Below are 23468 nucleotides of genomic sequence, written 5' to 3' on the forward strand. Positions count from 1 at the left end.
TCTTTTTAGCCGAGTTTTTAGTTGTACATTCGTCTCGACTAAATATTTGGAAACTTTAGATAAAAACTTATTCAAAGTTAACATAAGCGAACCCTCGCAAAGGTGCTGGAACAGGAAACTGTCCTAAATCTATCTTTCAGATATTTAGTCACACCTAAAGCGAGGGTTTCGTGCGTTTAATATTTTCGATTATGACTAAAGAAAATGAAAAAACATCAGAACAAGCTGTAATGACAGCAATGGCAAAATTTCTATCAGACCTTTGGTTTGAAGAAGATTTTAGAGATCAACCGGAACATTTATCCGAAATTTTTGAGACAATTCTCTTAAATGAAATGGGCGATGATCAGGATCTCAGGATGAAAATGGTAAGTTCCATTAGAACCAGTAAAATGCTGGCAAGTGCGCTTGGCTCTTTTTCGGATAAAGAAATAAGCAATGCCTGCAAGAAAATCATGAATGCATAATACCACACAAAAACAAATTTGACCCTAAATTTTTATTTATAATGCCAATTTAAGGCAGAAAGTTTGTGCCGTTAGGCACTAAATATTGGTAGATAAAACAGGAATAAAAAATTCGTTGGCGTGCCGTAGGTACGCAACAAACGATGGTGTTGCGTACCTACGGAACGCTAAATCTACTTCCTAATCATTGTTTCTACCAATAGTTAGTACCTAACGGCACATTTTTAACTCTGCTTTGTTACTATTAATTAAGAACACATATTCCCTCGCCATGATGTCCCTGAGGAAACAACGGGAAATTTTCTCATAAAAGATTTTTTCATCTAAAGCGAGGGTTTTATGTGTTTTATATTTTCTTTTTTTGCTAAAGAAAAAAATGAGATCTTCGCTCAAAATTAAAAACAATTACTAATGCTTAAAAAGCTATTCTTTGCGTATGTATTTTTTAGTAGTATAGTTTCTTTTTCACAGGAAATTGTTAATTCTACAGCAATTGAGTTAAAAAAGAATACTCAGATTTTTCAGGTTGTTAATGATTCAGCAAAACGGGTTACCTTATTTATGGCAGATGAAAAACGAATTAAAGCCATTCGTTTAGATGATAAAATGAAATTTATTGACTCTACTTCATCACCAAAACCAGAAAAAAGTTATTCGGCAATGATCGGAAATATTGTTTCTGGGAATAAAACAACTTTGTTTTGGGCATCGTCGAACAAAAAGAAAATTCTTGCACAAATATTTGATTCAGAAAACAATAAAACGCTCGATAAAGCTCATGTTTTAGAATTTAAAAATGAAGTTTATCTTCAGGAATTTTCGATTGGAAATAAATTTATAATTTTAACCCTACCAAAGAAAAGTAATGTTTTTAAGCTATACGTTTTTGATTATCAAGGAAATTTAGAAATTAAAGATTTCGATTTAACAAAAAATAAATTCTATCATCGATCAACCTTGTATGAAATATTTGAAGAAGGTTTTTTGCCTTTTGAAAGACCATTTTCATTGGTCCAAATTAATTCTGAAAGTCCAACTTCTTTAATTAATACCGCTAAAAAGAGAAAATGTTATACACAAAACAATAAAATCATTATAACTGTCGATACTGATATTAGTTATACACTAGTCATTTCTCTTGATTTAAAAACGTTTACTGCTACTTTACAAAATATTTTAAATACATCTCACAGTAAATTCAGTCAGGATGATTTTGATATAAAGTCGAATTCGTTTATAAACGATAATAAATTGTATCAAATAAAATCATCTTCAGATAAAATTTTTATGACAATCAAGGATATAAATGGTACTTTAATAAAAGAATATTCTGCGACTGAAGAAACTACTATTGATTTTAAAAATTCTGAAATAAATTTAAAGGGAGGTGATTTTGGAGGGAAAAGAGTACTAGAAACTTCATCACAATTTTTACGAAAAGTAAACAATTTAAATCCCGGTATTTCATGCTATCAGGTTGGAGAAAACACTTTAATGACATTAGGAGGTGTTTCACAAGAACAGCAAAGTACATCACAAGTACTATTAGGTAGTTTCGGGTTTATTGGAGCCGTCCTTTATTACACAGCTGTTTACAGCCCAATTATAGATAATTTTAATTCGTATGAAAGAAGAAAAGTCGTTAAAATAGAGGGATTATTTGACAAAAGCGGTAATCACGTTACAGGAGATTTGCAACCTCTGGCATTTGACAAAATAAGCACGTTTCTGGAAAGCAATAAAGATATTAAAGCGCAAACCATTTTTAAATTAAATAGTTACTATTATTTAGGCTATTATAATAAAGATGCTAAAGAATATATTATTAGAAAATTTGCCGACTAATATAATTTTTGATTGACTTATAAATAAAAGCATGAATTTAAAATGAGAAATTTCTCATTATTTTTTATTTATATATGAAGTTATAATTGTAGGTTTGTACCGACAAAACATTTCTTCGGCGAAAAATCCGAAAACTTAATTAAGTTAACATAAACGAGCCCTCGTTCACGTTGAAGGAGCTAGTGATAGCCCTAATCTCATTCCAAGGAATGTTTTGTCACAACCGAAAACGAGGGCTTCGTGCGTTTAAAATTTTCAGAATATGACAAAAGAAAATGAAAAAACATCAGAACAAGCTGTAATGACAGCAATGGCAAAATTTCTATCAGAGCTTTGGTTTGAAGAAGATTTTAGAGATCAACCGGAACATTTATCCGAAATTTTTGAGACAATTCTCTTAAATGAAATGGGTGACGACCAGGATCTCAGGATGAAAATGGTAAGTTCTATTAGAACCAGTAAAATGCTGGCAAGTGCGCTTGGCTCTTTTTCGGATAAAGAAATAAGCAATGCCTGCAAGAAAATCCTGAATGCATAATACCACACAAAAACAAATTTGATCCTAAATTTTTATTTATAATGCCAATTTAAGGCAGAAAGGCTTTGCCGTTAGGCACTAAATCTTGGTAGATAAAACAGGAATAAAAAATTCGGCGTGCCGCAGGTACGCACCAAATGATGATGTTGCGTACCTACGGCACGCTAAATCTACTTCCTAATCATTGTTTCTACCAATATTTAGTACCTAACGGCACAAATTTTCAACCTGCTTTGTTATTATTAATTAACACATATTCCCTCGCCATGATGCCCCTGAGGAAACAACGGGAAATTATTTTTTCATAAAAAGATTTTTTTCATCTAAAGCGAGGGTTTTATGTGTTTTATATTTTCTTTTTTTGCTAAAGAAAAAAATAAGATCTTCGCTAAAAAGTAAAATCAATCCTACCAATGATAAAAACATTCCCTACCTCCTATTTTTGAGTACTCATCACTTCATTTGAATTATAACAACTCCGGAATTTAAACTCTATTGACTTAGAAAAAGCATAAACAATGAAAATCACCAAACCAAGATTAGCCTTAATTTGCGGAATACTTTGTATTTCAATCTTCCCCATATTGGTTAAATTGAAACTAGCGCCTGGATTAATCTCGGCTTTTTATCGCATGTTTTTTGCTGTGATTTTGCTTTTGCCTTATGTTTTAATTACCAAAAATTTCAAACTCCCAAATACTAAATTTTTACTTTTAGCAGCACTTTGCGGTATTTTATTCGCATCAGATGTTGCGGTTTGGAATATCGCCATTCAGGATTCAAGCGCGACTCAGGCTTCGTTGTTAACGAATCTATCTCCGCTTTGGGTTGGAATTGGTTCTTTTTTCTTTTTGAAAGTTCGACCTGCAACAAATTTCTGGATTGGAACTGTAGTTTCATTATTCGGTATGATTACTTTGGTTGGTTTTAGCTTTTTTATGGAATTGAACTTCAATCAGGCTTTTCTGTTTGCGGTTTTCTCCGGAATCTTATATTCTATTTATCTTTTGGTGAGCAAAAATGTCCTTTCAGATGTCGACGTTCTATCGTTTATGACGATTAGTTTAATTGCATCAAGCATTTATTTGGGGATTATTTGTTATTGTCTGAATCAGCCTTTTACAGGATTTTCGGACACTGGCTGGTTTGTATTGATTTTACAAGCAGTAATTTGTCAATTGTGCGCCTGGCTTTCTATAAGTTATGCCACACAACATATGCGCGCCACAAGAGTTTCGTTAAGTTTATTGAGCCAGGCGGTAATTACTTCAATATTGGCTTGGTTGTTTTTAGAAGAACAAATAACTTTACAAATGGTTTTGGGCGGAATCATTTTACTTTTCGGAATTAGAATTACTTTTTATGATAAGACCATTTCATTAAAAAGACTGTTTTCTAAGAATTAGAATTGAGAAATGGCACGCGGATGACGCGGGTTTAAACGGATTTACGCGGATTGATTTTAAAATAATAGTGAATTCTTGGCGGAAATAGTTTCTCGCAGATTCTTTACTTATTTTTTTAATCATTTATTCCGATAGCTATCAGGAGTGGCAAAAAAATTTGTGAAAATTTGTGAAATTTGTGGTGAAAAAGTTCTCTCGCAGATTTGGCAAATCGACCAGATTCAAAAAAATCATTTTAATCTGTAGCAAAAAAAAATCGAGAAAATTCGATCAATTCGTGGCAAAAAAACCTGAAACAAAGAAAACCTGAAATTAATAAAACAACATCTTTATGTTACATAAAAACAAAATACCAAATTTAAAAGTAATTGCATTTGATGCCGATGATACTTTGTTTGTGAACGAACCTTACTTTCAGGAAACGGAGCATAAATTTTGCGCCCTGATGGAAGATTATCTTTCGCATCAGGGAATTTCGCAGGAATTATTCAAGATCGAAATTGATAATTTGCCTTTATACGGTTACGGAATAAAAGGATATATTTTGTCGATGATTGAAGCGGCGATGAACATTTCGAACAATACAATCCCTATTGAAGTTGTTCAGAAAATTATTCAGTATGGAAAAGAATTACTGGAAAAACCAATTGAACTTCTTGACGGGATCGAGGAAACATTACAGTCCTTACACGGAAAATACAAATTAGTCGTTGCGACAAAAGGAGATTTGAAAGACCAGCATAGCAAATTGCACCGTTCAGGGTTGGGTCATTATTTTCACCATATCGAAGTAATGTCAGACAAACAGGAAATTGATTATCAAAAATTGCTAGGTCGTTTAGAGATTCAGCCTGAAGAATTTTTGATGATTGGGAATTCATTAAAGTCTGATGTTTTACCGGTTTTAGGAATTGGAGGTTATGCCGTTCATATTCCGTTTCACACCACTTGGGAACACGAAAAAATTAGTCACAAAGTCGAACATGAACAATTTAGTTCATTCGAAAAAATTACTGAAATACTTCAGAACTTATTATAATGAAAACACTTTTAGATTTAGAAAACTGGAACCGCAAGGAACATTTCCAGCATTTCAAACAAATGGAAGAACCTTTCTTTGGCGCAACCGTACAAATTGATTGCACAAAAGCATATCAAACGGCAAAAAATTTGAAAGCTTCTTTTTTTATATTTTACTTGCATAAAACATTAGTTGCGGTAAATTCTATCGAAAATTTCAAGTATCGAATCGCTAATGACGCTATTTATATCAATGATCGCATCGATGCTTCGGCAACAATTGGTCGTAAAGACGGTACTTTTGGGTTTTCATTGATTGAATATGACCCGGATTTTAAAGTTTTCGAGCAAAATGCTTTGACCGAAATCGAACGTATCCAAAACACAACCGGACTTTTTACAAGAGCGTTTGATGATGATAATCTGATTCACTTTTCGGCAATTCCTTGGTTAAACTTTACTTCGCTGTCACATGCACGTAGTTACACGTTTCCAGATAGTTGTCCTAAAATTTCTTTCGGAAAAATGATCACTTCGGAGTCAGGAAAAAAAACCATTGCAATGTCTGTTCATGTTCATCATGGCCTGATGGATGGTTTGCATTTAGGACAATTTGTAGATTGTTTTAAGGAAAAAATGAACGCGTAAAAACAGCATAATTATTTTTAACCTTATTCTGTTATATTTATAACTTTTACCGGAGAATAATTCTTACAATAATTCGTTTGTTTGAGGAAATTTTAAAATCTCAAATGACAATGAAAAAAATCGTTCTTACTTTGGCTTTAGCATTGGCCTTAGCAAATGTAAATGCACAAACAAAAACAGAAAACGCAGACAGTGCTGATGGTTACAACAAATGGTCTGTTGAATTAGCTGGTGGTGTAAACAAACCACAAAGCCCATTTACAGAAAACTATTTTACTACTACGCCAAGTTTTTTCACTGGTGATTTAGGAGTTAGATATATGTTTAATAATAAATTTGGTTTGAAAGTAGATGCTGGATATAACAGCTTTACAAGTAAAGACAATTCTGCTGATTTTGATTCAAAATATTACAGAGCAAATTTACAAGCAGTTGCTAACTTAGGAAGAATTATGAACTTTGAAACCTGGACTAAAACTTTTGGTTTATTAGGTCACGCAGGTTTTGGTTTAGCGCAGTTAGAAAATAAAGATCTACACGTAAAAGACAGAATGGGTAATTTTATTGCTGGTATTACAGGTCAAATCAGATTATCTGACAGATTTGCCTTAACAGGTGATTTTACAACTATCGTTAATACTGCACAAAATGTTACGTTTGACGGAAACTCAACAATTGACTCAAGAGGTTTTAGCGGAGTTATCTATAACGGAACAATTGGATTGAATGTGTATTTAGGAAGCAACACAAAACATGCTGACTGGGTTGTTATCTCTAAACAAACAGATCTTACTGACCTGGAAAACAAACTTGCAGAACTTCAAAACTTAGTTAACAATAAAGTTCCTGAGAAACAAATTGTAATCGAAAAACAAATAAGTGCTCCAGTATCTGATAAAGATCTTGTAAAAGAAATGATCAACGACAAATATTACAGCGTTTATTTTGACTTTAACAAATCAACTCCTATCGAAAATTCAACTGCTGCAATTGATGTGATTTTAACTTACTTAAGAAAAAATCCTTCGGCTTCAATTGACATAATTGGTTACGCAGATCAGGTTGGAAGTTCAGAATACAATGATAAATTATCAAACACGAGAGCAAACAACGTAAAAACTATTTTTGAAAAAGCAGGTATTGCATCTTCAAGATTAAACGTAGTGGCTGGTGGAGCTGATACTTCTATCCAAAAAGATTCTGAAGAAGCAAGAAGATTAGCAAGAAGAGTTACTTTTAGAGTAAAATAATTTTTACTACAATCAAAATCAAGTCCTAAAGAAATTCTTTAGGACTTTTTTTATACCTTTAAGTTAAATAGTTGCCTGCTTTATTGAAATATAAAATTGTAATGAACTTATAAATAATGATTTACAAAATAAAGAGATAAATTTGGAATAATTATTGTTGCTTAAAAATCATGAAAAAATCATTACTACTCCTTCTTCTAATCTACAAATCATCACTGTTAGGTCAAACAGTATTGAATACTTATCCGATAGATTTAAAAAGATATGATGAAAAAAATCAAATTCTGAATGTAGAGAATACAACCACACATGATGTTTTTGCTTTTGTAGTAAATTCTCAAAACCTTACCATCTTAAAATACAATAGCGCTTTATTTTTAAAAGATGAATTTACTCTTTCACGCGCAAATATCGCAGACAAAACCCTTATTGGTTATAGTTTTAGTGAAGATGGAAATCCTACGCTGTATTGGTCGGTAAAAGATTTTTCAACCATTTTAGTTATCAAATATTACCTTGAAAATAAAACTTATAAGATTTTAAATTTTAAATATCCTTCTTCGCAAGAGTATGTAGTAGGTGCTTTTCAGAAGAATAATTTATTTTATCTTGTTTCAAAAGACATATCAAAACCAGCATTAACCACTTATACTTTTACAAATGGAATGGTTGAGGAACGAATATTTGATTTTTCGGAGTTCATTTTTAAGAATAGAAAAACACAATCTGTGACCTTTAGTCAAATTCTTGCCGAAAATCCTATTGAAAAAATTGAATCAGATGAATATAGTCCTCTAGATAAAAGCACTAAAAAAAGCAAAATGTACATGATGAACAATCATCTTATTTTGACATTTGACCATAATCCAAAAGAAACTCAAATTTTTGATCTTAACTTGGAAAATCACGAGATTCTCGAAAAGAAAATTTCCCAATCTGTTACTAAAAGTCCCAGAAGATTAAGCAATTCTTTTTTCTATAATAATAAAATATACCAGATCAATGCCACTCAGGAAGAACTTTTATTAGATATAAAAGATTATAATTCCGGTGAAACATTAAAAACTTTTAAAGTATCGCAAAATGATACAATCCGTTTTAAAAGTTCGCCTTTATTAATGCAGCGTGATATTGAAAAACCAAGGGAATTAAAAAAAACAAGTAAGTTTTTACAGCGCCTTTCTTACACAGACATTGGGTTATCTGTTTTTAAAAACAACGAAAACACTTTAATCACTTTGGGAGGAGTTCCAAGAATGGAACAAGTAATGTATGCTGTTAATGATGGATTTAATTCCTGGGACTATACACAGACTTTTCACAATGAAACTGTATTTTTTGAAAGTACATTGAATCAAAACAATGAATTTGTAAATTTAGTACAGCAACCTCTTGCTCTTGATAACATTAACTATTTTTTAGATCATAATAGAAAAGCTTCATTACCAAGTAGTATAAAATTTAGGGATTATTACATTCTTGGCTATTACGACACCTCAAAGAAAGAATATATAATGCGTAAATTCAATGACGGTTTTGTTCAGGATGAACCGCAAAATCCAATTATTGACAAAGCCGTTTTTTCCAAATCTTTTCCGGTTGAGAATCCTTAAACTTATTGAGAATTAATCCAAATGTACTGTGTTTATGGATTTGCAAAAAACGGAATGGATTATTTTTTCTAACTTTACAAAAAAGTCATTATTATGTTATCAAAAAATATAGAAGCAGCATTAAATAAGCAAATTCGCATAGAGGCAGAATCTTCGCAAACCTACCTTTCTATGGCTTGTTGGGCTGAAGTACACGGATTAGAGGGAATTGCACAATTTATGTACACCCAATCTGACGAAGAGCGCGCGCACATGCTTAAATTAGTGAAGTACATCAACGAACGCGGAGGTCACGCTCAGATTACAGATCTAAAAGCGCCTAAAACATCCTATTCTACATTTAAAGAAATGTTTGAAGCTCTTTACAACCATGAAATTTTTGTTTCAGAATCTATTAACGAATTGGTACACATTACTTTTTCTGAAAAAGATTATGCAACCCATAATTTCTTACAATGGTATGTAGCAGAACAAATCGAGGAAGAAGCAACAGCAAAATCTATTCTTGATAAAATCAACTTAATTGGAGATGATAAAGGTGGATTATATTTATTCGACCGTGATATTCAGCAATTAACGGTTACAAGCTCTATTGCTATTAATCCAAAATAAAAAAGTTAAAGTTTATTTAGAATACTTAAAAATAACTATTTTCTTTTATATTTGCTTCTGTTTTTAAATACGGAGGAAAATTGAGCAAGAAAGAAAAAGATAAGGACAAGAAAAAGGACAAAAAGAAAAAGAAGAATAAAGAAGTCCTTGACAAGATCAAAAAGTTGGAAAACTGTAAATCATCTTGTTGTGATAAATACAAAAAAAGCGAAAAGAAACGCTGCTCGCGTTGTCCTATGTTTGATTTATTCAAAAAAACTGCTTAATACAACATATAAAAACCCACCAAGAAATTTGGTGGGTTTTTAGTTTAATTACAGTTACCTTCTTATCTTAGAGATTCAAAATCAACTTATGAAAAACAATACTATTATACCTAAATCCAGCCTTGATTTTTTGACTCAACTCAAAGAAAATAATAACAAAGTCTGGTTTGATGCTAATAAATCCAAATACCTTGAAGAATTAAATCATATTGAAACCTTTGCAGGCACTTTACTTCAGGAACTATCAAAAACTGATGTTTTAGAAACGGCTTCAGGCAAGAAAAGTGTTTATAGAATTTACCGTGACATTCGTTTCGCTAAAGACAAAACTCCTTTTAAAACTTTTTGGGGAGGCAGTTTTACACGTGCAACAAGCCAAAGGCGCGGCGGCTATTATTTTCATCTCGAAAAAGGAAACAGTTTTTTCGCAGGCGGTTTTTGGGGACCTAATGCCGGAGATTTAAAACGTGTAAGAAGCGAATTTGCTCTCGATTCTAAACCAATGCAAAAAATATTAAAGTCAAAAACGTTTGTCAATACGTTTGGAACTTTACAAGGCGAACAAATTAAAACAGCGCCAAAAGGATATGATATAACTCATGAAGCCATCGATTTACTGCGATACAAGCAGTTTTTGATTATTAAGCGTTTTACTGATGATGAAGTATTAAGTCCTAATTTTTTAGAACAAGCTTTACAAACGTGTATCAACATGAGACCATTTTTTGACTATATGAGTGAAGTACTTAGCACTGATAGTAATGGCGCATCTATTGTATAATGCTAAACAAAAAACCCGATTGCTTTAAAACAATCGGGTTGTATAAAATTTGTTAAACGTTATTTGAGCAGCAAAATTTCATTGACAACAACTTCTGTTACATATCTTTTCTCCCCGTTTTTATCATCATAACTTCTGTGTGTTAGCTTTCCTTCTATTGCCACTTCTTTGCCTTTTACTACATATTTTTCAATAATTTCAGCAGTTTTCCCCCAAGCTGTGACGCGATGCCATTCAGTTTGCTCAACTTTTTCACCTTTATCATTGGTGTATTTATCGTTTGTGGCAATATTTAAATGCGCTAATTTTTTACCGTTTTCTAATGTTTTAATTTCCGGATCGTTTCCTACGTTACCAATTAATTGTACTCTGTTTTTCATTGCATTCATGGCGTATATTATTTAAATGTTCATATAAAGAATTCGTTTATCAAATTCAACATGGCAAAGATGCGACAAGCTTCAAAAGTTATTCGGTTGCAAACTACTTACTTTCGGTTGTAACTATTTGTAAGCGTTTGTAAATGGAAACAATTTTTTGTATATTTAACAGAAATCATACTACAATGCAAACAAAAATCAATAAAGTCGAATTAAGAAATTTAGCATTCGATGACTATCAGCAGTTAAAAAATTCAATGGTTGAATCCTATCCAGAAATGGCAAATTCATACTGGAGATCAAATGACATAAAAAAATTACTATCAATATTTCCTGAAGGTCAATTAGTTATCTTAGTTGACGGAATAGTTGTAGGATCTGCGCTATCTCTAATTGTAGACGAAAAGCTTGTGGATAAAAAACACAACTACAGACAGATTATTGGCGATTACACTTTTTCGACCCATAATAAAGATGGCGAAATCTTATATGGAATTGATGTTTTCATCCATCCTCATTATCGTGGTTTACGTTTAGGTCGTCGTTTATACGATGCCCGAAAAGAATTATGCGAACAATTAAACTTAAAAGCGATTGTTTTTGCAGGAAGAATTCCAAGTTATAGTCAGCATGCTAAAAAACTAACTCCAAGAGCCTACATAGATAAAGTAAAACATAAGGAATTGCATGATCCTGTACTTTCATTTCAGTTAAGCAATGATTTTCACGTGTTGCGAATCATCAAAAACTATCTGGAAGGTGACGAGGAATCAAAGGAATTTGCTGTTCTTTTAGAGTGGAATAATGTTTATTATGACGAAAGTCCGAAATTAATTAATCTCGAAAAAAGCGTTATCCGTTTGGGATTAGTACAATGGCAAATGCGCCAACTAAACAATCTGGAAGAATTTTTTGAACAAGCCGAGTTTTTTATCGACGTAGTTTCTGGTTATGGAAGTGACTTTGCTTTGTTTCCGGAACTTTTTATTGCGCCTTTAATGGCCGATTATAATCATTTATCTGAAGCGGAAGCTATTCGTGAACTTGCAAGATATTCTGAACCCATCAGGATACGATTCCAGGAATTTGCTATCTCGTACAATATCAATATTATTACCGGAAGTATGCCTCTTTTAGAAAACAACAATTTATTTAATGTTGGTTTTTTATGCAAAAGAGATGGAACATCAGAAATGTATACTAAAATTCACGTTACGCCAAACGAAGTGCAGCATTGGGGAATGAAAGGCGGATCGCAATTTAAAACTTTTGACACGGATTGCGGTAAAATTGGAATCCTGATTTGCTATGATGTTGAGTTTCCTGAACTTTCCAGAATTTTGGCTAATGAGGGAATGAATATTTTATTTGTTCCGTTTTTAACCGATACTCAAAATGCTTACACACGAGTTAAACATTGTTCTCAGGCGCGTGCGATTGAAAACGAATGTTACGTTGCCATTGCCGGTTGTGTTGGGAATTTACCAAAAGTGAATAATATGGACATTCAATATGCGCAGGCATCTGTATTTACGCCTTCGGATTTTGCTTTTCCAAGTAATGGTATAAAAGCAGAAGCAACGCCAAATACAGAAATGACTTTGATTGTTGATGTCGATTTGAACTTGCTAAAACAACTTCATGAACACGGAAGTGTACGAATTTTAAAAGACAGAAGAACTGATCTCTACGAAATTAAAAAAATTGAAGCATGAAAACGTGTCTCGAATGTTCTGATAAAATTGTAGGTCGGGAAGACAAGAAATTCTGTTCGGATAGTTGTCGGAATGCTTACAACAATAAGATAAATAAGGACAGTAATAATTTCATGCGAAATGTAAACAACAAATTACGAAAAAATTATCGTATTTTGTCTGAATTAAATACGGAAGGGAAATCAAAAGCAACGCGGGATAAAATGATCAATAAAGGTTTTGATTTCGACTTCTTTACCAATATCTTGCAGACCAAAACAGGAAATACCTACTATTTCCTGTATGATCAAGGATATCGCTCTTTGGAAAATGATTATTTTATGCTTGTTAAAAAAGAAATATAGTACGCATTCATCATGAAAAAAAACCCTACCTCAATTCTGGCCATAGTCTGCATTTTAGCAATTCTTGGTATCATTTACGCCTCAATGATGCCACAATGGATTTCTAAAAATGAAGACGCTCTTGCAGAATTTTCTACCGAAAGAGCCTTAAACCAAGTCGAAATTATTGCTCAAAAACCACATTATGTGGGTTCGACCAATCATGAACTGGTTGCAAATTATTTAAAACTTGAACTTAACCGGATAGGATTAGAAACTTCTGTTCAGGAAGGTTTTACGCTAAATGAAAAAGGTCTCTTAGTGAAATCCAAGAATATTCTTGCCAGAATAAAAGGAACAAACAATTCAAAAGCGCTTTTGCTGTTATCGCATTATGATAGTGCTCCACATTCATTTTCAAAAGGTGCAAGTGACGATGCTTCAGGAGTTGCTACCATTTTAGAAGGAATTCGTGCTTTTTTATATGCCAAGCAGCCTCATAAAAACGACATTATAATTCTGTTTTCTGATGCCGAAGAATTAGGTTTAAACGGTGCAGCACTTTTTGTAAACAAACATCCGTGGGCAAAAGAGGTTGGTTTGGTCATCAATTTTGAAGCAAGAGGTTCATCAGGACCAAGTTATATGCTGATGGAAACCAATAAAGGAAATGAAGCTCTTGTAAAAGAATTTTCGAATGCAAAAACGCAATATCCAGTTTCGAATTCTTTGATGTACAGCATTTATAAAATGCTCCCAAACGATACTGATTTAACCGTATTTAGACAACAGGGGAATATTCAGGGATTTAATTTTGCATTTATTGATGGCCACTACAATTATCACACGCAACAAGACGACGTTCAACATTTAAATAAAACTACATTAGCGCATCAGGGAACTTATTTGATGCCATTGCTAAAATACTTTTCAAACGTTGATTTAAACACAACAAATTCAACCGAAGATGATGTTTATTTCAGCGCTCCGTTCTCTTTCATAAGTTATCCTTTTGCATGGGTTTTCCCGATGACAATTATTGCTTTAGGCTTATTGATTCTTTTTATTTTTATCGGAAAAGCCAAACGTGTTATTACTTTCAGAGAAATTTTCAGAGGATTTGTTCCGCTTTTAGGATCAATTATTATTTCCGGATTAGTTACTTTTTTAGGATGGAAAATTATTTTAGAAATCTATCCGCAATATTCAGATCTTCTTAACGGATTCACCTATAACGGTCATGCATATATTGGCGCTTTTGTCACATTAAGTATGGCAATATCTTTTGCTTTCTATCACCATTTTTCAGAAGCAAAAATTACAATGAACCATTTTGTTGCGCCTTTGTTACTTTGGATAATTATTAATGCATTTTTAGCGAATAGCTTAACTGGCGCAGGTTTCCTGATTATTCCGGTTTATTTTGGAATATTATTATTCGGGATTTTCGTTATCACGCAACATTATAGTTTGGGAGTCAATTTATTATTCAGCATTCCGGCTTTAGCAATTGTAGCACCATTTATTGTAATGTTCCCAGTTGGTTTAGGACTTAAAATTTTATATGGAAGCGCCATTCTAACCGTATTGCTTTTCGGATTATTACTTCCTGTTTTTGGTGCGTTCTTTAAAAAAGGAGTATGGACAATGCTCTTTTTTGCAGTTTCAATTGGATTTTTTATCTACGCAGGTTATCATTCAGGTTACGAGCACGGAAAAGCAAAATCAAACAGTTTAGTATACATTTACAATGCTAATACAAAATCAGCAATTTGGGCAACTTATGATACGAATTTAGATGATTGGACTAAATCCTATTTAGGAGAAAAAAATCAAAAAGCTGTTGGTTTAAATTCGCTTCCTTTAGCAAGCAAATACAATTCGAGCTTTACTTATAGTGCTATTGCGCCAGTTGTTGATGTTCCAAAACCAACAATTGCATTTTTAAAAGATAGCGTTGTAGGGAATAACAGATATCTAAAAATTAAAATTACGCCAAACCGAAAAGTAAATCGTTACGATATTTATGCCAATCCTAAAATGAACTTTTTCAACTTTAAAGCTAACGGAGTTGAATCTTCCGGTCAAAAAGGAAATCGTTTAGAACGAGAAGGCGGAAAAATAGTATGTTATTATGTTGTTGGTAATGAACCGCTGGTTATGGATTTCTACATTAACAAATCGTCTATTTTTGATATGGATTTAATCGAAAGCTCATTCGATTTAATGACAAATCCTTTATTGCAGGTCAAACCAAGAAGTGACTGGATGATGCCAACTCCTTTTGTTTTGAATGATGCTATTTTAATTCAACAAAAAATCAAGAGATATACAGAACCTGCAGCTACGTTAACGCCGGCAACTACAGTAAAAGATACTACCGTTGTTGCAAAAGATAGTTTAATACCAGTTGCAAAAACTCAATAAATACATTCCACTTAAAAATAAAAAAAGGCAAACTTCAATTATAAAGTTTGCCTTTTTTTATTAACAGGCACATTCGATTTTTGATCCGGATGTTATTCCATTTGTACCTTCGGTGGCATAACCGTCAAACTTCCACCATTCTATTCCACCCATTAATTCTTTTACTTTAAACCCTAATTTTGCCATATTCAAAGCGCCTTTTGTCGAAGCATTACAACCAATGCCGTCGCAATAGGTAACATACAAAACCTCTTTATCCAGGTGTTTTGTTGATTCGATCGTCATTTGGCGATGAGGAATATTAATCGCCGTTGGGATATGTTCCGCTTCATATCCAAAAGCTTTTCTTGCATCAATCACGATAACTTTTTCTCCATTATTCAAAGCCTCAAACAAATCAGACGGATCCATTTCAAAAGCCAGTTTGTTTTCATAATGTTTAATTTGTTCTTCCATTTTTTTTCAGTTTAGTGTTTTTTAGTTATTCAAAAGTAATCGAACATTATCTTCCATAAAAACGAAAAGAATTCATCAACCTCATTACTTATTTTCATGGATAAGCCATCCTGAAATTTCGTTTCTTTGTATTCTAATTCCCAAAAAAATGGAAATACGTCATTTACGATTAATAAAAGCAATTGTTGAAGAAGGAAGCATCACAAAAGCAATTGACAAATTGCATTTGACGCAATCAGCCCTGAGCCACCAACTCAAAGAAGCGGAATACCAATTGGGAACGCCTGTTTTTTTGAGAACAAACAAAAAATTGGTTTTGACTAAAGCCGGTGAAAAAATCTACGAATTGGCAAATGAAATTCTGGACAAACTTTCACAAGCCGAATCTCAAATTAAGCAAATGGTATATGGCGAACATGGCGAAATCAGAATTAGTACCGAATGTTTTTCGAGTTACCATTGGCTGCCATCGGTTTTAAAACAATTTCATTTTTTATATCCTAATGTCGATTTGAAAATTGTAACCGAAGCTACTCATATTCCGCTACAAAAATTATTAGAAAATGTAATCGACATTGCTATTATCAGCGATCAGATCAAAGACAATAACATCAAATATATTGAGCTTTTTCAGGATGAAGTCGTGATGGCAGTTTCTGAAAATCACGCCTGGGCAAATAAAAAATATGTCGTTGCCGAAGATTTTATCAACGAACACTTGTTGATTCATTCTCTTCCTATGGAAACGGTTACAATTCATCAATTTGTTTTGGCTCCAGCCAAAGTAACTCCAAAAAAGATTACGCCTTTACCTTTAACCGAAGCTTCTCTGGAAATGGTAAAAGCCGATATGGGCGTAATGTCAATGGCAAAATGGGCATTATTACCACATTTAAAAAATAATCCAATTAAAGCTATTAAAATTGGAAAGAATGGTTTGAAAAGAAAACACTTTATCGCGATTAGGGAAAATCAGCAATATCCAGACTATTTTCATCATTTTATTACCTTTTTACAAAACGAAATCAATCTTCAATGAAATATTCAATAAGAAACTGCGAAGTTTCAGATTTATCTCAACTTGTTCTTCTATGTCAAAAACACGCTGAATATGAAAAAGCCAACTTTTATCCTGAAGGAAAAGAGGAAAAATTAAAGGAAGCTTTATTTGGTAAAAGCCCTAAATTATATTGTTTAGTAATTGCTGCAAAAGAGACAATTGCAGGCTACGTTTCCTATACAATCGATTATTCGACCTGGGATGCTGCAACTTTTATGTACATGGATTGTTTGTTTCTCGAAGAAGAAGCGAGAAGTTTGGGAATTGGCGAAATCTTAATCGACAAACTAAAGCAAATAGGAATAGAGAAAAACTGTATTAACATACAATGGCAAACGCCACAATTTAATGAAAGAGCAATTAAATTCTACAATAGAATTGGAGCAAAAGGAAAAGATAAGGTCCGATTTACGTTAGATTTGTAGTAGACAAATTCTAAAATAATCTCGCAAAAGGGAAAAACGGAAAGTTTTTCGTCATTTTTGTTATTCTGCAAAACGAAGGATGCCAATTGAATGTATAAACTTTGAACCTTTGTAACTTGCAACTTTGAACCTCTGAATATTAAAAAATGAAAAAAATAAGCATATTAGGCTGTGGATGGCTCGGTTTGCCTTTGGCCAAAAGGCTAATCGAAAAAGGACATTCTGTAAACGGGTCCACAACTTCTGAAAATAAGCTTTCCATTTTAAAAGCAGCTGGAATTAATCCTTTTTTGGTTGTGCTTGAAAGCGAAAGTATCTCAGAAAGTATAAATGCTTTTCTGGATAAAAGTGAAATATTGATTATTGATATTCCGCCGAAATTACGAGGTAACAATGTTGATTCTGTACATTCGTTAAGAAAGATTTTTGTGGAGAAAATTGAGACTTTGATTCCGTTTATAGAAAAATCGACGGTAAAAAAAGTACTTTTTGTAAGCTCAACTTCTGTTTACGGAGATGAAAACGGAATTATTACAGAAGAAACTATTCCGAATCCGGAAACTGAAAGCGGAAAGCAATTACTTTTATCTGAAGCAATTCTTAAAAAGAATAAAAATTTTGAATCTACAATTCTCCGTTTTGGAGGATTGATTGGAGAAGATCGTCATCCTGTAAAATTCCTGGCAGGAAAAGAAAACCTCGAAAATCCTGACGCGCCCGTAAATTTAATTCATCAAAACGATTGTATTTCAATCATTGAACAAATCATAAATCAGTCAAAATGGAATGACGTTTTTAATGCCGTTGCGCCTTTTCATCCCACACGACAAGAATATTACACTCAAAAAGCACAAGAGCAAAACTTGATTTTACCAAAATTCACTACCGAAAAATCAAATATCAAAAAGACTATTTCAAGTAATAAAGTTGAAAACATTTTGAGTTATCAATTTGAGCTGGACGTTTATTGAACTATATAATTTATATAAGTTCATGTAAACTGCTTCATTAAACTTTGCGTAAGACCTTTATAAATTTACACTACAATCAAAGAAACTTAAATTTTACTTACATAACTTATATGGTTTAAAAAAAACTTAGCGAACTTTACCGTTAAATAAAAACCATGGAAACAGTTTACATCAATTCGCCTTTAGGAATCACCAAAATTGTTGGCGATGAAGATGGTATTGCTGTAATCTCTGTTTCAGATGTTGGCACAGATGTAGTTTCTAAGGAGATTCCGGAAGTTTTAAAAGAAGCAGTTTTGCAACTTCAGGAATACTTCGACAAAAAAAGAACCGATTTTGATTTTAAACTAAACCCAAAAGGAACTGAATTTCAGCAAAAAGTATGGAAATCTTTATTAGAAATTCCATACGGAAAAACTATCAGTTATATGGATCAAACTAAAAAGTTGGGTGATATAAAAGCAATTAGAGCTGTTGCATCCGCCAATGGTAAAAATCCGTTATGGATTGTGGTTCCATGTCATCGCGTTATTGGCACTAATGGATCTTTAACCGGTTATGCCGGAGGAATATCCCGCAAAAAATGGCTGCTCGAACATGAAAACCCGACAACACAACAAAGTTTGTTTTAGTTTTTTACCACTAATTGCACGAATTACCACAAATTAAAATTATAGCTTTATATTTACAAAATACTTAATTTTGTACAATCCTTTTTAACACAATCAATTCGTGCTAATCTGTGTAATTTGTGTTTAAACATATAATAATGATTGAAAAAATAAACCTCAACAATATTTTATTTCTTGATATAGAAACGGTTCCCGAAGAAGAGAATTTCAATTTGCTTGACCCGGAAATGCAAACACTTTGGGATCTTAAAACGCAATATCAGCGAAAAGAAGATTTTACGCCGGAAGAATTTTATGAACGTGCCGGAATTTGGGCAGAATTTGGTAAAATTATTTGTATTTCGGTTGGATATTTTACGATTAAAGGTGATATCCGGAATTTTCGCGTGACTTCATTTTTTGGGGATGAAAAAAAGATCCTGAAGGATTTTAATAATTTACTGAACAATCATTACAATCAACCTCAACATTTGTTGTGTGGGCATAATGCAAAGGAATTTGATATTCCGTTTATTGCGCGACGCATGATTATCAATCAAATCGCAATTCCTGACAAACTGAATCTATTTGGTAAAAAGCCTTGGGAAATTCCACATTTAGATACTTTAGAATTATGGAAGTTTGGCGATTATAAACATTTTACTTCTTTAAAGCTATTGACCAAGATTCTCGGTGTTCCATCGCCAAAAGGCGATATTGACGGAAGTCAGGTAGGACATGTTTATTATGTCGAGAAAGATATTGATAGAATTGTTACGTATTGTGAGAAAGATACAATTGCAGTAGCTCAGGTTTTTCTGCGTTTACGCCGTGAAGATTTATTGATTGATGATGAAATTATCCATGTTTAAAAAAAGATACAAAGGTAAAAAGTAGCAGAGTGACAAAGTTTTAAATAACTTATATCGCTTATATGTTTAATATAATCGTTTTAGAAATGACATATCAGGAAATATCTCATCACAGACTTGTCTCGCAAAAACTATATAAAACAACTAAAAGTTTACCACAAGAAATTGTGCATCATTTTGGCGCCATGCAAGCTCAGGATTATGCAATGGCAAAATGGGCGATTGGTTCCAGATGCGACGCTTTTGAGGCAGCCATTGAGGAAGCTATAAATTCCGCTCAAATTATCCGAACTCATATTTTGAGACCAACCTGGCATTTTGTTTCAGCTGACGATATTTATTGGATGCTGGATCTTTCTGGACCACAAGTCAAACGTATCATTTTATCAGATACCAAAAAATATGGTTATGATGAAAAACAATTTGATAAGATTAATTCGAATATCGAAAAAATGCTATCGGGAAATAATTATTTGACTCGCGATGAAATCATGCAGGGACTTAATATTAAAAAAGTTTCGGGCGAATATGTTTTAAGCCCTGTACTAATTATGATGTATGCAGAATTGGATGGTTTGGTTTGTAATGGAAAAATGAAAGGAAAAAAAAACACTTATACCTTATTAGAAGAAAGAGTTACAAAACCTCCAACTAAATTAACAAAGGAAGAAGGTCTCGCAAAATTAGCAAAGCGCTACTTTGAAAGCCACGGTCCTGCTACACTTCTTGACTTTTCATGGTGGTCTGGTTTTCCGCCTACAACTTGTAAAACCGCAATTAATGCACTAGAGTTGCAATTGAGTTCAATCGATATTGAAGGTCAGACTTATTGGTTTGGAAATCAAATTTTTCATGAAAACTACCTCCGCGAAAGCGTGCATTTTCTTCCTGCTTTTGATGAAATTCTGATTTCGTATAAAACCCGTGAAGCTTCTATCCTGTTAGAAGATCAATCTAAAGCTTTTACAAATAATGGAATCTTCAAACCTGTTATTCTGGAAAACGGTAAAGTTATTGGAACCTGGAAAAGAACCATCAAAAAAGATCATGCGAAAATAGAGACGCAATTTTTCAACGAAACAGAATCTTCAAAAAAAGAAATTTTGTTTGAAGGTATTAAAGCTTTCGAAAACTATTTAGAAATGAAAATTGTTATTGAATAAATGAAAATATTACTGTTCTGATCAATAGTTCCCACTTCATCAATAAAATCTTTATGCATTTTATCTCTAAATAATTACATTTACAAAAAAATAGCATTATGGTATTAAGTAGATTTTGGTTAACGATTTTTATCTCTTCGATTGTCTTTATTGTGGTCAGTTTATTTACTGCCAATACTTATACTATTGATTCTGTTATAAATGGAAAGAAAGACGATCCTGTTCTTGTTTCTGAAAAATACATCAATGAACTTCCTGCTTTTATTAAAGACAGTATTAAAAAGGCACCGGATCAAACTATGATTATCAATCGTGATACGCTTAATTCTGATACTACGTATGTTTACAAGAATAAAACTGTCAAAATTTTCAGCGGTCTTCAAAAATCTGATGGCTTATTACCAACTTGCAAAAGTACGTTAGTAGATTTAATTTTACCGCTTATTGCTTATTTGGCTTTCTTTTGCGGATTAATGGAACTTTTAATTATTTCCGGAGCATCGGGAAAATTAGCTAAGGTATTGAGTCCTGTATTTGTAAAAGTTTTTCCAAGTATTCCTGAGAATCATCCTTCTATATCCTATATGACTTTAAACTTTGCCGCGAATTTCCTGGGATTAGATTCTGCTGCAACTCCATTTGGACTTAAAGCCATGGAAAGTCTACAGGAAATAAATCCCGATAAAGACAGGGCCAGTGATGCTCAAATTATGTTTATGTGTCTTCATGCTTCTGGCTTAACTTTAATTGCAACGTCAATTATTGGATATCGTGCCGCTGCAAATGCCACTAATCCAGCGGATGTTATGCTTCCGTGCATTATTACTTCTTTCATTGGTACAATTGCAGCATTTTTAATTGTGGGAATTAAGCAAAAAATCAATTTTAAAAGTGCTTCTCTTCTTATCGTCTTAATGGGATTAATTGCTGCAATCGTTGGGCTTTTGATGTATGTGAATCATTTGGATATCATAGGAAAAAACTATTTTACATCAAATCTTTCCGGATTAATACTAATTGGAATTATTGCTTTTACGCTGATTTTTTCCTTTAAAAACGAAAAGAAATTTACTGATGCCAATACAACTGTTTTTGACACTTTTGTAGTTGGAGCTAATAACGGTGTTAAAACCGGCGTGACTATTTTCCCCTATGTACTGGGAATGTTAGTTGCTATTTCCCTATTCCGAAACAGCGGTTTATTCGAAATTATTAGTGACGGAATCGCATTTGTTTTTTCGAATATGGGTGTAAGTAAAGAAATTACAAACGCATTACCTGTAGCAATGCTTCGACCTTTTAGTTCTGCCGGTTCACGTGGATTTTTAATTGATTCTATGAATACGTTTGGAGCAGATTCTTTAACGGCAAGATTGAGCAGTATTTTTCAATGCAGCGCCGAAAGTACTTTTTATGTTATTGCGGTTTATTTCGGTTCTGTTAATATCAAAAATACCCGTTACGCTTTAGGTACAATGCTTTTGGTAGATCTTATCTGTGTAATTACTGCGATTTTTGTAGCGACTTGGTTTTTTTAAAAAATCTAATTCGTTACGTAAAAAACTGGACTGAAGTCCAGCCCTACAATATTGGGCGAGCCGATGGCTCTTTTTGTAGAGTTCCGGAGGAACGTTTATTTTTGTAAAGCTGGACTTTAGTAGAGATGTATGAATCGAACCGATACAATGAAAGTTCCAGAGGAACGAATTATTTTGTAGAGCTGGACTTTAGTAGAGATGTATGAGTCAAACCGATACAATGAAAGTTCCGAAGGAACGAATTATTTTGTAGGGCTGGACTTCAGTCGAGACTTACGACATGACCCAAGCCAATGAAAGTTCCGAAGGAACAATTTATATTGTAGAGCTGGACTTCAGTCGAAACGTAAGAGACGAACCGAGCCAATGAAAGTTCCGGAGGAACGGTTTATTTTGTAGAGTTGGACTTCAGTCAAGATATAAGAGACGAACCGAGCCAAATAAAAGTTCCGGAGGAACGGTTTATTTTGTAGAGCTGGACTTCAGTCCAGTTTAAAATGCGAAAAAAAATTTCAATAATTTTGTAAGATTATTTTGTATTATTGTAGTGTCTAATTATAAATAATGCACAATTAAAATGTCAAATACATATTATCAGGTTTATATTCAGGCAGTTTTTGCAGTAAAATACAGAGAAGCAGTTATTTCAAATGAATGCAAATCACAAATATTAAGTGTTATAGGAAATCTAATAAATGAAACCGGTTGCAAAACAATAATTGTAAATGGAACTGAGGATCATGTTCATTGTTTTTTAGGTTTAAAACCTACTATTTCTATTTCGGAATTAATGAAAAGTGTAAAAGGAAAATCGTCGAGATTTATTAATGAACATCAATTAACAAAATATAGATTTGAATGGCAGGAAGGATATGGTGTTTTTTCATACAGTCAATCTCATATTGATGATGTTTATAAATACATCGCCAATCAGGAAGAACATCATAAAAAGCAAAATTTCAAAGATGAATATTCATCTTTTCTGAATAAATTCAATATCAAATTTGATGAAAGACATATTTTTGAAAATTTAATTTAATCAAAACTGGACTGAAGTCCAGCCCTACAATATGATCGAGCC

General features: G+C 32.9%; 24 protein-coding genes. 22 read left to right on the forward strand and 2 right to left on the reverse strand.

What is annotated here, in order from left to right:
* Window positions 1-191: 191 nt before the first annotated feature.
* From ACHRVX_RS07180 to ACHRVX_RS07230, 11 genes are all read left to right on the forward strand, one after another.
* Window positions 192-467, forward strand: coding sequence for a hypothetical protein (locus tag ACHRVX_RS07180; RefSeq protein WP_395330711.1), 276 nt, complete (start codon window positions 192-194; stop codon window positions 465-467).
* 411 nt (window positions 468-878) lie between these two features.
* A complete protein-coding gene (locus tag ACHRVX_RS07185; RefSeq protein ID WP_395330714.1) occupies window positions 879-2312 on the forward strand; it encodes a hypothetical protein in 1434 nt (477 codons plus the stop codon).
* A 262-nt stretch (window positions 2313-2574) separates the two neighbouring features.
* On the forward strand, window positions 2575-2850 hold the full coding sequence (locus ACHRVX_RS07190; protein ID WP_395330716.1) for a hypothetical protein: 276 nt from the start codon (window positions 2575-2577) through the stop codon (window positions 2848-2850).
* 518 nt (window positions 2851-3368) lie between these two features.
* Window positions 3369-4256, forward strand: a complete 888-nt coding sequence (locus ACHRVX_RS07195; protein ID WP_395330718.1) for a DMT family transporter — start codon at window positions 3369-3371, stop codon at window positions 4254-4256.
* Between the two features lie 331 nt (window positions 4257-4587).
* Entirely contained in the window at window positions 4588-5295 is a 708-nt protein-coding gene (locus ACHRVX_RS07200; RefSeq protein WP_395330720.1) for an HAD family hydrolase, read from the forward strand.
* Window positions 5295-5924: a CatA-like O-acetyltransferase gene (locus ACHRVX_RS07205; RefSeq protein ID WP_395330722.1), complete on the forward strand. Its 630-nt coding sequence runs from the start codon at window positions 5295-5297 to the stop codon at window positions 5922-5924. The genes ACHRVX_RS07200 and ACHRVX_RS07205 overlap by 1 nt, the downstream gene beginning before the upstream one ends.
* Window positions 5925-6034: 110 nt before the next feature.
* Window positions 6035-7174, forward strand: a complete 1140-nt coding sequence (locus tag ACHRVX_RS07210) for an OmpA family protein (RefSeq protein ID WP_395330724.1) — start codon at window positions 6035-6037, stop codon at window positions 7172-7174.
* A 170-nt stretch (window positions 7175-7344) separates the two neighbouring features.
* Complete coding sequence (locus tag ACHRVX_RS07215) at window positions 7345-8787, forward strand: hypothetical protein (RefSeq protein WP_395330726.1); 1443 nt, start codon at window positions 7345-7347, stop codon at window positions 8785-8787.
* 93 nt (window positions 8788-8880) lie between these two features.
* Window positions 8881-9399, forward strand: a complete 519-nt coding sequence (locus ACHRVX_RS07220) for a ferritin (RefSeq protein WP_065451911.1) — start codon at window positions 8881-8883, stop codon at window positions 9397-9399.
* An 80-nt stretch (window positions 9400-9479) separates the two neighbouring features.
* The gene (locus ACHRVX_RS07225) at window positions 9480-9665 is read left to right on the forward strand and encodes a hypothetical protein (RefSeq protein ID WP_395330728.1); all 186 of its coding nucleotides are present in this window, start codon (window positions 9480-9482) and stop codon (window positions 9663-9665) included.
* An 88-nt stretch (window positions 9666-9753) separates the two neighbouring features.
* Window positions 9754-10446: a DUF2461 domain-containing protein gene (locus ACHRVX_RS07230; protein ID WP_395330730.1), complete on the forward strand. Its 693-nt coding sequence runs from the start codon at window positions 9754-9756 to the stop codon at window positions 10444-10446.
* A gap of 59 nt (window positions 10447-10505) precedes the next feature.
* On the opposite strand, the gene ACHRVX_RS07235 is transcribed toward ACHRVX_RS07230, so the two are convergent.
* Window positions 10506-10835, reverse strand: a complete 330-nt coding sequence (locus ACHRVX_RS07235) for a single-stranded DNA-binding protein (protein WP_395330733.1) — start codon at window positions 10833-10835, stop codon at window positions 10506-10508.
* A gap of 176 nt (window positions 10836-11011) precedes the next feature.
* On the opposite strand from ACHRVX_RS07235, the gene ACHRVX_RS07240 reads away from it, so the two are divergent.
* The 3 genes from ACHRVX_RS07240 to ACHRVX_RS07250 are packed head-to-tail and all read left to right on the forward strand — an operon-like array spanning window position 11012 to window position 15291.
* Window positions 11012-12541, forward strand: coding sequence for a GNAT family N-acetyltransferase (locus ACHRVX_RS07240; protein ID WP_395330735.1), 1530 nt, complete (start codon window positions 11012-11014; stop codon window positions 12539-12541).
* Entirely contained in the window at window positions 12538-12885 is a 348-nt protein-coding gene (locus ACHRVX_RS07245; RefSeq protein WP_213303774.1) for a hypothetical protein, read from the forward strand. Before ACHRVX_RS07240 ends, ACHRVX_RS07245 begins: the two co-directional genes overlap by 4 nt.
* A 12-nt stretch (window positions 12886-12897) precedes the next feature.
* Window positions 12898-15291 carry a M28 family peptidase gene (locus ACHRVX_RS07250; protein ID WP_395330738.1) on the forward strand — a complete coding sequence of 798 codons (2394 nt, stop codon included), beginning with the start codon at window positions 12898-12900 and terminating at the stop codon, window positions 15289-15291.
* A gap of 60 nt (window positions 15292-15351) precedes the next feature.
* Here the strand turns inward: ACHRVX_RS07250 and ACHRVX_RS07255 are convergent, their stop codons facing one another.
* Window positions 15352-15747: a rhodanese-like domain-containing protein gene (locus tag ACHRVX_RS07255; protein WP_395330740.1), complete on the reverse strand. Its 396-nt coding sequence runs from the start codon at window positions 15745-15747 to the stop codon at window positions 15352-15354.
* A 148-nt stretch (window positions 15748-15895) separates the two neighbouring features.
* On the opposite strand from ACHRVX_RS07255, the gene ACHRVX_RS07260 reads away from it, so the two are divergent.
* The 8 genes from ACHRVX_RS07260 to tnpA all read left to right on the forward strand — a co-directional run bounded on the left by ACHRVX_RS07260 (window position 15896) and on the right by tnpA (window position 23426).
* The gene (locus tag ACHRVX_RS07260; protein ID WP_395330742.1) at window positions 15896-16786 is read left to right on the forward strand and encodes a LysR family transcriptional regulator; all 891 of its coding nucleotides are present in this window, start codon (window positions 15896-15898) and stop codon (window positions 16784-16786) included.
* Window positions 16783-17232: a GNAT family N-acetyltransferase gene (locus tag ACHRVX_RS07265; RefSeq protein ID WP_395330744.1), complete on the forward strand. Its 450-nt coding sequence runs from the start codon at window positions 16783-16785 to the stop codon at window positions 17230-17232. Before ACHRVX_RS07260 ends, ACHRVX_RS07265 begins: the two co-directional genes overlap by 4 nt.
* Window positions 17233-17378: 146 nt before the next feature.
* The gene (locus tag ACHRVX_RS07270; RefSeq protein ID WP_395330746.1) at window positions 17379-18203 is read left to right on the forward strand and encodes an SDR family oxidoreductase; all 825 of its coding nucleotides are present in this window, start codon (window positions 17379-17381) and stop codon (window positions 18201-18203) included.
* A gap of 155 nt (window positions 18204-18358) precedes the next feature.
* A complete protein-coding gene (locus ACHRVX_RS07275; RefSeq protein ID WP_395330748.1) occupies window positions 18359-18835 on the forward strand; it encodes a methylated-DNA--[protein]-cysteine S-methyltransferase in 477 nt (158 codons plus the stop codon).
* Between the two features lie 137 nt (window positions 18836-18972).
* The gene (locus ACHRVX_RS07280) at window positions 18973-19686 is read left to right on the forward strand and encodes a 3'-5' exonuclease (RefSeq protein WP_395330750.1); all 714 of its coding nucleotides are present in this window, start codon (window positions 18973-18975) and stop codon (window positions 19684-19686) included.
* Window positions 19687-19748: 62 nt separating this feature from the next.
* Window positions 19749-20849 (forward strand): winged helix DNA-binding domain-containing protein, encoded by a 1101-nt coding sequence (locus ACHRVX_RS07285; RefSeq protein WP_395330752.1) that lies wholly within the window; start codon window positions 19749-19751, stop codon window positions 20847-20849.
* Between the two features lie 98 nt (window positions 20850-20947).
* The gene (locus ACHRVX_RS07290; protein WP_395330754.1) at window positions 20948-22387 is read left to right on the forward strand and encodes a nucleoside recognition domain-containing protein; all 1440 of its coding nucleotides are present in this window, start codon (window positions 20948-20950) and stop codon (window positions 22385-22387) included.
* A 577-nt stretch (window positions 22388-22964) separates the two neighbouring features.
* Window positions 22965-23426, forward strand: a complete 462-nt coding sequence (gene tnpA / locus ACHRVX_RS07295) for an IS200/IS605 family transposase (RefSeq protein WP_395330756.1) — start codon at window positions 22965-22967, stop codon at window positions 23424-23426.
* The last annotated feature ends 42 nt before the right edge of the window (window positions 23427-23468 follow it).

It is taken from the genome of Flavobacterium sp. FlaQc-47, from assembly GCF_044006475.1.
Classification (GTDB): Bacteria; Bacteroidota; Bacteroidia; order Flavobacteriales; family Flavobacteriaceae; genus Flavobacterium.